We start from the raw sequence: 11803 nt of genomic DNA, 5'->3' as shown, positions 1-11803 counted from the left end.
CACGAGCGGGTGTTCCTTGGAGAAAGGAATACCTGCTTGTTTTTTCTCATGCAACGTTTCAAAGAAAAAAGCCCGCCAATGGAGATGGCAGGCCACATGGATTACGCTTTCTGACTATATACGCGATAAACGAGAGTGCCGATTTGCGCCATGACGTTGGCAGCATCCTTTTGCTCGAGTCCCTTGTTTAATAGGGACAAGGTAACAGCATGAGAACCGATGTAGAGGATGCCGACATCATGCGTGATTTTGGTCACAGAGCCAGTCTTGTTGGCGAATTCCCATTTCGGAATCATCCCGATCACATCGCCGTCTGGGTCAGGCAAAAGGAAGGGAATGCGATCGCGGTGCTGCTGAGTCTTCAAGATGGCGACCATTTTCAAACAGCTGTCGTAGGAGATCACTTTTCCTGTTCCCAAGTATCGGAGGTGGCTTCCCATGTCTTTTGCCGTAACCTCATTGTATCCTTCCAATTCAGCTGGGACGACCATGAGCTTGTTGTAGAAGTGACTGTTTGTCATTTCGGTTTTTTGCATCGCGTTGCGAATGCTCTCTGTTCCGACGAGATCAATCATCATGTTCGTCGCCGTATTGTCGCTTTGGATGATCATCAGGGTAACCAGGTCGCGAATCGTAAATTCAGTGCCGGGAGTCATTTGCTGAAGAACACCTGCACCGCCAACGAGATCCTCTGCACGCAGCTTGATCTTGTCCTCCAAGGCAAATTTGCCTGCGTACGCCTCTGCAAAAACGGCTGTCATGATCGGGACTTTGATCACACTGGCTGCATAAAAGCGCTGATCTTCGTTGATGGATAATGTTTCACCGGTTTGCAAATCTTCGAAAAAGATTCCCCATTCTCCTCCTGCATCCTTGATCAGACTGGATATTTGGGCAAAAAGACTGGATAACATGTAGACCCATCTCCTTTTGTTTCGATGTAGACAAAATTTTCTCAAGATAATATTATTTAGTCATGCTCCTAACAATCAAGAAGAATTATTCCTAAGATGGGGGTTTTGCTGTTGCATAAGTGGAAGAAACTATCATTTTGTGCTGTTCTGTTAACCAGTTTAGCATTCGCTGGCTGTGGAACACCGCAAGCGAGCACCACGGGGGAGACGACAGGTGCGAAGCAGGAGCAGAGTAGCGCCCCCCAAACGATGCAGGTCAACCTGAATTCTGGTGAGCCAAGCACGATCGACCCTGGACTGGCAGAAGATATCCCTTCGATGTCTGTTGCCCGTGCAGCATTTGATGGCCTCCTGCGCTTGAATGAAAAAGGCGAGCTGAAAGAGGCGGTCGCAGAGAAGTACGAGGTTTCCGCTGATGGTCTCACGTACACCTTCCATCTGCGGGAGTCCAAATGGACCAATGGAGATCCGGTTACCGCTCATGACTTCGAATACGCATGGAAACGAGTTCTCGACCCGAAAACCGCTTCCGGATACGCGTACCAGATGTACTATTTGAAAAATGGGCAAGCCTTTAATGCCAACAAGGCCAAAGCCGAAGATGTCGGTGTGAAGGCAACAGACGACAAGACACTAGTTGTTACACTGGAAAACCCGGCGCCGTTTTTCCCGGAACTGGTTGCGTCTGTCACCTATTTCCCAGTCAACAAAAAAGCGGTTGAGGGCAACAAAGAGTGGGCTGCTAAGCCAGAGACGTACATTACAAACGGTCCATTCAGCTTGAAAATTTGGGAGCACAAATCAAAGATCGAATTTGAGAAGAGCGATTCTTACTGGGATAAGGACGCTGTCAAATTGTCCAAGCTGACCTTGAACATGATTGAGGATGCCAATACGGAGCTGTCGATGTTTGAAAAAGGTGATCTGGATTGGGCAGGCTCACCACTGGGCGATTTGCCACTGGATGCGCTGGATGCTCTGAAAGAATCCGGAAAAATGCAAGCTCAAGCGACAGCGGGTACGTACTGGTACATTTTCAATACGAAGCAAAAGCCGTTTGACAACAAAAAGATTCGTCAGGCATTTGCTACGGCTGTGGGTCGTCAGGAAATCTCCGATAATGTCGTACCATACAAGAGCACGCCAGCGACGGGTATTCTCCCGCCAACCATGGCACTTACGCCAGAGGGCTACATCAAAGACGGCGATGTAGAGACCGCGAAAAAGCTCTTGGCAGAAGGTATGAAAGAAGCGGGGATCAAAGAGTTGCCACCGATCACGATTGCATACAATACGTCAGAGGTCAATTCGCGTATTGCGACAGTCATTCAGGATCAATGGCGCAAAGCATTTGGCATCGAGGTCAAACTGGTTAACAAAGAGAACAAGGTTCACCGAGAAGACATGAAGCAAGGAAACTTCACCATCGGCCGTGGTAGCTGGATTGGCGATTTCAACGATCCGATCAACTTCCTGGAGGTCTTCAAGGGTGGACTGAATACATCCAAATGGGAAAACAAGGAGTTCCTCGATTTGCTCGCGCAGTCTGCCAAAGAAGGGGATGTAGCGAAGCGTAAGGAAATCCTCAAGAAAGCTGAACAAATCGTCATGGATGAAATGCCTGCGTTGCCAATCTACTATTTCACCTATGCGTGGGTGAAGCAGGATAGCGTAAAAGATGTGGTGGTAGATGCACTCGGGTTCATCGACTTCAAGTACGCTTCCAATCAAAAGTAATCACGAGTCTATAAGGGAGTGACTGGCGTGCGTCCGATCATTGGTGTGGCATGTACGAAAATGTATTTTCCGAAGAACGATCTCGACCAGTTTTTCTATGTAGGTTCAGGCTATGTGAACGGAATTGCGCGCAGTGGCGGTACCCCACTGATCTTGCCACTGCTGACGATTCAGGATGCTCCGTTTCGGGAGATGATCGAATCCCTGGACGGCTTGATTTTGTCTGGTGGTGAGGATCCTGCGCCGCATTTGTACGGCGAAGACCCGCTGCAAGGGCTGGGTGATATCAATTACGAAAGAGACATCACAGAGCTTGAGATTATCAAGCTTGCGCTGGAGCTGAAAAAGCCAATCCTGGGTATTTGCCGAGGGATGCAAATTTTGAATGTGGCGTGTGGCGGCACCCTCATTCAAGATATTCCAAGCCAAGTACCAGGAGCATTACAGCATGCACAGAAGGGATCACGGCAATACGGGGCGCACAAGATTACGCTACAGCCTGGTTTTATAGCGGATGCCCTCGGAAAGACAGAGGTGCTCGTGAACACCTCTCACCACCAAGCAGTCAAAGACATAGCACCGGGCTTCAAAGTCACAGGATGCGCGGCTGACGGTGTGATTGAGGCGATGGAAAGCCTCGACGGGCTACATGTAGGCGTACAGTGGCATCCAGAACGAATGTGGGCACACGACGACGACATGTTGAAGATTGCCGAGGCATTTGTTGCCCGGGTAAAGCAGTTGAAACTGCAAGCGACTAACTAGAATAGAAATGAGAGAAACCGTTCTGGGATTGCCCAGAGCGGTTTTTCTCATGCAGGAGGGCTTCATAATCTAGTGAAAAAGGGCGTTTCAACCATGTTCCTTGCCACTTCATCTCCATAGTCTGTTGAAGAATACGATTTGGAGAAGAGGAGGATGGCAACTTGCGCATTCTGGTCATTGCTCCGGAGCAGCTACCGATTCCCCCGATAACGGGAGGCTCTGTCGAAACGTGTATTTACAATATTTTTCGGCGCATGGCAAATCAGGATTCTGTCACAATTATCAGTCGCGCTCATCCCAGATTGCCCGGGACATCGCATTTTGGGAGGCTGAAGATCGTCCGAATTCCACAAAGAAACCGTTTATCCTATATTCGTGCTGCCTTGAGACGAGTAAGGGGACAATCATTTGACATCATCCAGATCGAGAACAGACCGACGTTCGTCCCCATTGTTCGAGCGGCTTTTCCCCGAACGCCGATTGTTCTGTCTCTTCACTCGTTGACCTTTATGTCCCAGCTTTCCCATTCGAGAGCAAATGCCATTCTCTCGCAGGTAAAAGGAGTTACCTCCGTCGTCTCGTTTGTTTCTCAGACGATGCGCAAGAGGTATCCTCGGCATGCCTATAAGTTCAAAACGGCGATACTCGGAGTGGATACGAGCAAGTTCCGCCCCAGGACCCTCGCCTACAAGCAGGCGTTGCGGAAACGATGGGGTGTCGGTCACCGATACAATGTCCTGTTCGTAGGCAGGATCGTACCGATGAAAGGGCTTCACACACTTGTACGTGCCGTCGCGATTCTGAAAAAGCGATACCCGAGCATGGGAATCGTCGCTGTCGGTGCGTCGTGGCCGGGAGTCAGAAAGCAAACGGCCTATATGCGTAAGGTACGTCAGCTGTCGCAAAGACTCAACGTTCCGATTCGATTTACAGGCTATTTGCCGCCCTCCCAGATCCACAAGATGTATCATTTAGGGGATGTCTTCGTCTGTCCGACACAGTATCGGGAAGGGTTTGCGACAGTCAATTCTGAAGCAATGGCTTCCGGTATCCCAGTAGTTGCCTCGAAAAGAGGTGGAATTTCCGAAGTCGTGAACAACGGAAGCAGTGGGCTGCTCGTACGGAATTATCTCAGCCCGCGAGCATTTGCGCATGCGATTGCAAGAGTGAAATCATCGCCTAGCTTAGCCAGAAGGCTTGCTTATGGTGGGAGACAGCGAGTAAAGGCGAGATTCAGCTGGTACAGTACCGTATCCAAACTAAGAGGACAGTACAGAGCGATAAAAAGCAGGCGGAAAATATGAAGGTGATGGTCACGGGGGGGGCCGGTTTCATTGGCTCCCATATCGTGGACTTTTTGGTGAGTATGGGGATAGAGACAATCGTAGTCGACAATTTCAGTACTGGACGCCTCGACCATCTGCCGAAAGTGATACAGTATTACAACGCAGACATCGTTTCGCAGGAGCTGAAGGAAATTTTCGCGATGGAGCAGCCGGAGAAGGTCATTCATCAAGCAGCTCAGGTAGATGTCCAAAAATCCGTGGTCAATCCGTATGATGATGCCGTGCAAAATTTGCTGGGAACGATAAACGTATTGACCTGTTGTCGTGATTATGGCGTGCAGAAGATCATTTTCGCTTCTTCCTGCGCTGTTTATGGAGAAACCCCCGATATGGCTATTACGGAAGCTCATCCGATTCGGCCATCGTCTTTCTATGGCCTTTCCAAGTACAATGGTGAGCAGTATGTCCGTTTGTATCAGGATATGTACGGTTTGCCTTACACCATCCTTCGATATGCCAATGTTTATGGTCCTAGACAGAATAGCGGTGGGGAAGGTGCAGTCATACCAATCTTTATCACCAAACTTTTAGCAGGGGTATCCCCGGTTATTTATGGTCGGGGTGTCCAAACGCGAGATTTTGTGTTCGTGAAGGATGTGGCGCACGCCAATTATCTCGCTCTTCAGGGAGCAGATAACACAACAGTTAACATCGGCACGAACATAAAAACAAGCATCAGCGAGCTGTACAAGATGGTTGCCCATGCTCTTTCTTCTCCATTGCTCCCCGTTCATCAGCCTATGAAAAAGGGAGATCTTCTGTTCAGTTGCTTGCAATGTGAAAAAGCAAAAGAAGTGCTGGCATGGCAGCCCTCTGTTAGTTTAGAGGAAGGGCTCGCATATACAATCGGGTTTTACAAAGAAAGACGATAACTTCATGACATATATCCACAAAAGCCTCACGTAGCGTAATGTATGCGTGAGGTTTTTCGGTGCCAGCGTATCATGGGAGAATGAATTTTGATATTCCGGTATCCCCTGTATACTAAGCATAGAGGTGAGAGAAATGTTAAAGGTCGGAGACTTGGCTCCCGTCTTTACGGCGGCGAGCACAAAAGGAACCATTGATCTTGCAGCGCACATCGGCAAGGAAACGATCGTCCTCATTTTCTATCCGGGAGATGATACCCCGATTTGTACGAAACAGCTGTGTGCGGTGCAGGATCACTACACGAAAATCGAGCAAGCAAATACAGTCGTTTTTGGCGTCAATCCAGGGGGTATGGACAAGAAACGCTCGTTTGCAGAAAGGTTTCGCTATGAATTTCCATTGATCATGGATGAAGGTGAATCCATTCGAAAAGCGTACGATGTCGGAAAAGTTCTCGGGTTGTTTTTCCAGCAACGCATCGTGTACATCATCGGAAAAAACGGAACAATCGTATATGCCAAAAAAGGAAATCCTCCAGTATCGGAGCTGCTACAGGTGATTGAAAGCCAAGCCTAGAACGTTCTCGCTTGCGTCAATGGAACAAAACAGGGATAATAGAAATGAGAATGTATGTTTGGTGGGTATCCCTATGAAAAAAATTCTTCACTTGGATATTGACGCATTTTTCGCGAGTGTAGAGCAGTTAGATCGCCCTGAATTGCGGGGGAAGCCGGTTATTGTCGGGGGAACTGGCAATCGCGGTGTCGTATCGACCTGCAGCTACGAGGCGCGAAAATACGGTGTTCGCTCCGCAATGCCTGTAGCCATGGCGAGGAAAAAATGTCCGCAAGGCTTTTATTTGCCTGTCCGCTATAGCCGTTATATCGAAAAATCTGCTGAAGTCAGACAGATATTTACTTCTTATACAGAGCGTTATCAAACAGTAGGGCTAGACGAGGCTTATTTAGACGTGTCCCATTACGAGAATGCGGTCCCCATCGCCCACGATATCAAGAGGCGAATCAAACGGGAGACCGGACTTACTTGCAGCATCGGACTTTCCTACAATATGTCGTTGGCTAAGATTGCCAGTGACTTGAAAAAGCCGGATGCCTTTGTCATCATCCGACCTGAGCAGGCTTTGGATGTGCTGCGGTCGTTGCCAATTGGCACCTTGCATGGAGTCGGCAAAAAGTCGCAGGAGCTGCTTGCGAAAAAGGGGATTGAGACGGTAGAGGATTTTTGGCGGCTTTCACTCGATGAGGCCACTGTATTATTTGGGAAGTTCGGTCGTTCCCTCTATTACCGGGCGAGAGGAGAAGACAATCGCGAAATTGAAATGGACCGCGCGCCGAAATCATTGAGCCGCGAAACAACACTGCCCTTTGATTTGTTTGACAGGGATGCGATTGCTCCGATTGCCACCTCCCTTTTGCGTGAGGTCGAAGAGGACATCCGCGAGGAAGGGGTCGAGCCCCAGACGATAACACTCAAAATCAAGTACGCGGACTTTACCCAGCGGACCAAGCAACACAAGGCAGTGGCTGGGGCCAACTGGCAGGAGCTGTTGGACGATTTGCTCGACGCCTTTGACTATACGGCAGGCGTTCGATTGGTGGGCGTAGGCTTTTCGAATTTTGCCGAGCAGCAAGGGGAGAGGTACGAACAGCTCTCGATGTTTTCGTGGAAGCTGGGGAAGTAGGGGAGGGAGAACGGTGGAGACAGAGAATGCCTTTCATTGCTGTGCGACCTGTATTCATTTTCGCGTGGAGAAAGGTACGGGAGGAGCCAGCTATCGATGTTCTCGTCTGACCTATGAGACACGTCCAGACTACCGATTCCAATGCTGGACTCCGACAGAGAAGGTCAAGCGACTGATGGAAGCACGTAAAAGTCAACCATAGCTGCAAAAAGAGGCACCGCCTTCGTCATTATCGACAGAAGCGGTGCCTTTTCTATTCATTTGTCAGGTCGAGGACCATCACTTCCTCCGGACCATCCATTTCGCCATTTGAGGTAAAGCCAAACGACTCATACAGCTTGCGAGCGAACTCGTTTTCAGGATGAATACTCAAGTAAATGCGCGTACAGCTGTAGCGTCTGCACATTTCATCAACGAGCATGTGCAGAAACTTTTTGGCGTAGCCCTTACCCTGATGGCTACCATCAATCATAAAGCGATCCAGCCAAATTCGGCCATTCTCTACTTCGATTCCGTGCATGGCATAACCAACAGCGATGTCCTTGTCATACAGACCGCATGATATCCATTCTGGTTCAAAACCGGATTGGGCGATGGAAAAAGCGTTGCTCTCGATGAAGGAGTGTTGACCTTCCGTTACAGTCAAGCAGGCAATTTGGCGCCAATTTTCTTTCGTAATAGCACGAATAGACAAACTCAAAATTTCATCTCGCTTTCCTTGGTGCAAAGACGTGCGGATTTGCTTGCTTTTAATTGGACAAAAAGTAAAATGCCGAAACCAAGGATGGACGCTGCCACGATCAGGAGGGCAGAGGATACAGGCAGTAAATCCGTCAAAATTCCCCCTGCCAGTGGGCCTGCAACCATTCCGATTCCGTGAAACATATTAAAGAGAGAGTATGCCGTGCCGTATGCGCCGCTTCCTCCTTGGTCAATAATGGCCCCCAACGTAGCCAAGGTTGGCGATAAGGTAAAGCCAATACTAGCCCCGACCAAGGCCATTGCGAGCATTGCCTGCCAGAGAGAGTCAGCCAACGCCAAAAATGGCAGAAACACAGCCAGCGTGATGATTCCGCCAAACATGAGTTGAAACGGATTCATGCGGCTGGAAAGGGAGCCGGCAACTGGGGCGATCAGTCCGTAGGCGAGTGTCATGACCCCGAACAAGAGACCAATCGTTGTCGGTGTCATGTTGAGTTTCTCTGTAAAAAATACGGGCAACGTCGGTTCCAGCAAACAAAGGGAAATCTCAGCCAGCAATACGATTCCAGCGATAAAGATGACTTGCGGATTGCGGATGAATCCACCGACATGAAGCTTTTCACTTTCAGTTCTCGTCTCGTCTTCCTTCAAGAACAAGTAGACCAGCACAATGTTGATGACGGTAAAGGCTGCTGCTGCCAGGAAAGGCATGCGATGGTCACTGATTTCAAACAACCATCCGCCAATCGGTGCTCCGAGCAATGTACCGGTCGAAATCGCGGTCAATGCAATTCCCATTACAGCTCCGCGCATTTTGGATGGGAACAAATCCGCCAAGAGGGCAAGGGCAGTTGGCCATGTAGCCGCAGCAGCTATACCTTGAACAAAACGAGCGGTAATCAACAAGGCCATTGTCTCAGAGAATGCAAACAACAACGTGGAAGCGGCGAGACCGAGTAAGCCGATCAAAAGCATGGTCCGTCTGCCAACCCGATCGGATATCGGCCCGAAAATAGGGGTGGCAATGAGCATCGCGACGGCATAGCTGCTAAACAGCACGCCCATCATGGTAGAGGAGGGCTGAAGCATTTCCGTAAAATAAGGTACAATTGGAATCAACAAGCTGTACAGCAGCATGTCGATAAAAAGGATCAGGATGACAAACAAAAGTCCGATTCGTTGTTGTTTGGTCATTTGCGTAAAAATAGACATAATGGAACACCTCTTAACTATAAAAACTATTTTTGTTTTATTGGTTTTTTTACAAAAAACGATTTCGTGGTCTTCCAAAGTTAGTGGGATGACCACGAGTCATTTGTTACCTTTTATCCGCTGGTACCAATCCAAACAAGAGGACATCTACAATAGCGGAAAGTGCCTCTGAGACTGTAATCTGGTTTTTCATGTAAAAACGTTGGTCGAGTGTAGAATTCAGCGCATCGACAATAACCTTTAGCATGAGCGTGACGTCCATATTGACGATGAGCCCTTCTCGAATCGCTTGCTCAAGAAGGACGCGAAGCGTCTGCCAATCCTCGGATAGAGAAGCCTCTACTTGGGCATATTGCTCAGGATAATACCGCTTCATCTGTTCGAGGATGCGCAGATCATAAAATTCATAGTGTGTCGGTAAAACCATCATGACGCCTTTGATTTTATCGATAAGAGAGAGACTGTCGTCTGCGAGAATTTGCTGTGTTTTTTCATCGCCCTCTTCAAAGGACTGCTGAATGATTGTTTCCAGAATTTCTACCTTAGATGAGAAGTGCTCGTATAACGTGCGTTTGCTGATCCCGAGCCGCTTCGCCAAATCATCCATGGAAAATTTCATGCCTTTATCGCGAATCTCTTCAATAAAACCTTTCATGATCCGGTTTTTAATTGCAATCAACCCCCAGCCAAAACAACATAACAGAAAACTATAAAAACAAAAACAGTTTTCTTGGTAACGTTATTCTACACAGAATGACAGAGCAATGCAAGTGGTGATCATGCTTTTTGTTTTGCAACCAAGTGGTCGATTATGGTATAGTAGGTGCCGAAATCGCGGTTGATTGCTTCACATCATTTGGAGGTGCCCCGTGTTTTTAGAGAAGCTGATGCCTAGTCAGTTCGTCGAATCAATCCATCACATTGACATAGATCAATTGAAACGAAATAACATCCGTGCGGTGATTACAGACTTGGATAATACCTTGGTGGAATGGGACAGGCCACATGCAACCCAGGAGGTCATCAACTGGCTTGCTCGCTTGCATGAGGCAGGCATACAGGTCACTGTTGTCTCCAACAACAACAAGGAGCGTGTAGACCGCTTCTGTGCCCCATTAAATCTCGGGTTTATTTATGCGGCCAAAAAGCCGACAAACCGTGCCTTCTTGCAGGCAGTGCGGCAGATGAATGTAACCATCGCTGAGACTGTTGTCATTGGCGATCAATTGTTTACCGATGTGCTGGGGGGAAATCGATTAGGATTTCATACGATCCTGGTCGTTCCTGTGGCCCAGACGGATGGTTTTTGGACGCGCTTTAATCGTCAGATGGAGCGTGTGGCCCTTATTTGGATGGAGAGGAAAGGAATGGTTTCGTGGAGGAGAAAAGCATGACGGAACAATCGCATGGCTCTTGTGCTGGATGTGGGATTGCCATTCAGACAGCGGATGCAAAAAAGCCTGGCTATGCACCTGAGTCCGCACTTGGCAGAAAGGTAGTCATTTGCCAGCGGTGTTATCGCATCAAGCATTATAATGAAGTAGCTCCCGTAGGAATGGGCGATGATGACTTCCTCAAGATTTTGGATGGCATCGGTTCTACAGACTCTCTTGTCGTAATGGTAGTCGATATTTTTGACTTCCAAGGCTCCTGGCTCAAGGGTTTGCCACGTTTTGTCGGGAAAAATCCGATTTTGCTCGTGGGTAACAAGGTCGATCTACTGCCGAGAAACATCAACCTGAACCGCGTACGCAACTGGATGCAGCACGAAGCAAAAGAACGCGGACTGCGCCCAGAGGATGTCGTACTTATCAGCGCCCAAAAAGGGCTTCATATCGATGAACTGTTGAATCGCATTGGAGAGCTGCGCAAAGGACGAGATGTTTACATTGTGGGTGTGACCAACGTAGGAAAATCGACCATGATCAACCGCATCTTGCATGACTACGGTGCGGCTGAGCTGGAGATTACCACTTCGCCATTCCCAGGTACAACGCTGGACAAAATCGAGATTCCACTCGAGGATGGCCGCTCCATTTTTGATACGCCGGGAATCATTAATCGCGACCAGATTGGACATATGGTATCCCCGACTGATCTGAGAAAGATTACCCCGACCAGCCGGATCAACTCCAAGGTGTATCAGCTCGATGATGGACAATCACTCTTTTTGGGTGGTTTAGCCCGTATCGACTTCGTACGCGGAGAGAGACAGCCGTTCATCGTCTATGTCGACAACGACCTGTACATCCACCGGACGAAGCTGGAGAAAGCAGACGAAGTGATGCAAAAGCATCATGGAACCTTGCTGGTGCCGCCAACAGGGGAGGAAGCTGCGAAAGCACTTCCACCATTTGTGAAGCACACCTTTAAAATCAACAAGTCCACCATGACGACTGACATCGTAATTTCCGGTTTGGGCTGGGTCAGCATCCAAGGAAAACACGAAGCAAGTGTTGTCGTGCATGCACCTAAAGGCGTAAGTGTTGGGATGCGCAAAGGGCTGATCTAGCTTAAACAAGAAAAGTCGAGTTAGCCTTGCCCCTTGCCATATG

13 protein-coding genes are annotated in these 11803 nt (G+C 48.6%); 9 read left to right on the top strand and 4 right to left on the bottom strand.

Annotated elements, in window-relative coordinates; translation table 11 throughout:
* Positions 1-101 precede the first annotated feature (101 nt).
* Positions 102-914: a serine hydrolase gene (locus tag FB479_RS05280; protein ID WP_142063084.1), complete on the bottom strand. Its 813-nt coding sequence runs from the start codon at positions 912-914 to the stop codon at positions 102-104.
* 111 nt (positions 915-1025) lie between these two features.
* On the opposite strand from FB479_RS05280, the gene FB479_RS05275 reads away from it, so the two are divergent.
* The 7 genes from FB479_RS05275 (at position 1026) to FB479_RS05245 (ending at position 7536) form a co-directional block, all read left to right on the top strand.
* Positions 1026-2651: a peptide ABC transporter substrate-binding protein gene (locus FB479_RS05275; protein ID WP_142063081.1), complete on the top strand. Its 1626-nt coding sequence runs from the start codon at positions 1026-1028 to the stop codon at positions 2649-2651.
* Positions 2652-2678: 27 nt separating this feature from the next.
* Positions 2679-3416 (top strand): gamma-glutamyl-gamma-aminobutyrate hydrolase family protein, encoded by a 738-nt coding sequence (locus FB479_RS05270; protein ID WP_106656674.1) that lies wholly within the window; start codon positions 2679-2681, stop codon positions 3414-3416.
* 161 nt (positions 3417-3577) lie between these two features.
* Positions 3578-4720, top strand: coding sequence for a glycosyltransferase family 4 protein (locus tag FB479_RS05265; RefSeq protein ID WP_106656673.1), 1143 nt, complete (start codon positions 3578-3580; stop codon positions 4718-4720).
* A complete protein-coding gene (locus FB479_RS05260; protein WP_142063078.1) occupies positions 4717-5634 on the top strand; it encodes an NAD-dependent epimerase/dehydratase family protein in 918 nt (305 codons plus the stop codon). The genes FB479_RS05265 and FB479_RS05260 overlap by 4 nt, the downstream gene beginning before the upstream one ends.
* A 133-nt stretch (positions 5635-5767) precedes the next feature.
* On the top strand, positions 5768-6208 hold the full coding sequence (locus FB479_RS05255; RefSeq protein WP_142063075.1) for a peroxiredoxin: 441 nt from the start codon (positions 5768-5770) through the stop codon (positions 6206-6208).
* 73 nt (positions 6209-6281) lie between these two features.
* Positions 6282-7334 (top strand): DNA polymerase IV, encoded by a 1053-nt coding sequence (locus FB479_RS05250; RefSeq protein WP_142063072.1) that lies wholly within the window; start codon positions 6282-6284, stop codon positions 7332-7334.
* A gap of 13 nt (positions 7335-7347) precedes the next feature.
* Positions 7348-7536, top strand: coding sequence for a hypothetical protein (locus FB479_RS05245; RefSeq protein ID WP_106656670.1), 189 nt, complete (start codon positions 7348-7350; stop codon positions 7534-7536).
* A gap of 51 nt (positions 7537-7587) precedes the next feature.
* Here FB479_RS05245 and FB479_RS05240 read toward each other — a convergent pair whose 3' ends face one another.
* From FB479_RS05240 to FB479_RS05230, 3 genes are all read right to left on the bottom strand, one after another.
* The gene (locus FB479_RS05240) at positions 7588-8034 is read right to left on the bottom strand and encodes a GNAT family N-acetyltransferase (protein ID WP_106656669.1); all 447 of its coding nucleotides are present in this window, start codon (positions 8032-8034) and stop codon (positions 7588-7590) included.
* Positions 8031-9248 (bottom strand): MFS transporter, encoded by a 1218-nt coding sequence (locus FB479_RS05235; protein WP_142063069.1) that lies wholly within the window; start codon positions 9246-9248, stop codon positions 8031-8033. Before FB479_RS05235 ends, FB479_RS05240 begins: the two co-directional genes overlap by 4 nt.
* 106 nt (positions 9249-9354) lie before the next feature.
* Positions 9355-9918, bottom strand: coding sequence for a TetR/AcrR family transcriptional regulator (locus FB479_RS05230; protein ID WP_142064592.1), 564 nt, complete (start codon positions 9916-9918; stop codon positions 9355-9357).
* A 199-nt stretch (positions 9919-10117) separates the two neighbouring features.
* Between FB479_RS05230 and FB479_RS05225 the strand changes: the two genes are divergently transcribed.
* Both FB479_RS05225 and yqeH read left to right on the top strand, forming a co-directional pair.
* Positions 10118-10642 (top strand): YqeG family HAD IIIA-type phosphatase, encoded by a 525-nt coding sequence (locus tag FB479_RS05225; protein WP_106656667.1) that lies wholly within the window; start codon positions 10118-10120, stop codon positions 10640-10642.
* Positions 10639-11760, top strand: coding sequence for a ribosome biogenesis GTPase YqeH (yqeH, locus tag FB479_RS05220; RefSeq protein WP_142063066.1), 1122 nt, complete (start codon positions 10639-10641; stop codon positions 11758-11760). The genes FB479_RS05225 and yqeH overlap by 4 nt, the downstream gene beginning before the upstream one ends.
* The last annotated feature ends 43 nt before the right edge of the window (positions 11761-11803 follow it).

It is taken from the genome of Brevibacillus sp. AG162 (genome assembly GCF_006715575.1).
Taxonomy (GTDB): Bacteria; Bacillota; Bacilli; order Brevibacillales; family Brevibacillaceae; genus Brevibacillus; species Brevibacillus brevis.
This window is presented reverse-complemented; position numbering and strand designations above follow the sequence as displayed.

What these genes read in the sequence shown, in the direction of transcription:
- yqeH (WP_142063066.1), top strand. Translation starts at nt 10,639, where the DNA reads ATGACGGAACAATCGCATGGCTCTTGTGCTGGATGTGGGATTGCCATT.
- FB479_RS05260 (WP_142063078.1), top strand. Translation starts at nt 4,717, where the DNA reads ATGAAGGTGATGGTCACGGGGGGGGCCGGTTTCATTGGCTCCCATATC.
- FB479_RS05250 (WP_142063072.1), top strand. Translation starts at nt 6,282, where the DNA reads ATGAAAAAAATTCTTCACTTGGATATTGACGCATTTTTCGCGAGTGTA.
- FB479_RS05235 (WP_142063069.1), bottom strand. Translation starts at nt 9,248, where the DNA reads ATGTCTATTTTTACGCAAATGACCAAACAACAACGAATCGGACTTTTG.
- FB479_RS05255 (WP_142063075.1), top strand. Translation starts at nt 5,768, where the DNA reads ATGTTAAAGGTCGGAGACTTGGCTCCCGTCTTTACGGCGGCGAGCACA.
- FB479_RS05280 (WP_142063084.1), bottom strand. Translation starts at nt 914, where the DNA reads ATGTTATCCAGTCTTTTTGCCCAAATATCCAGTCTGATCAAGGATGCA.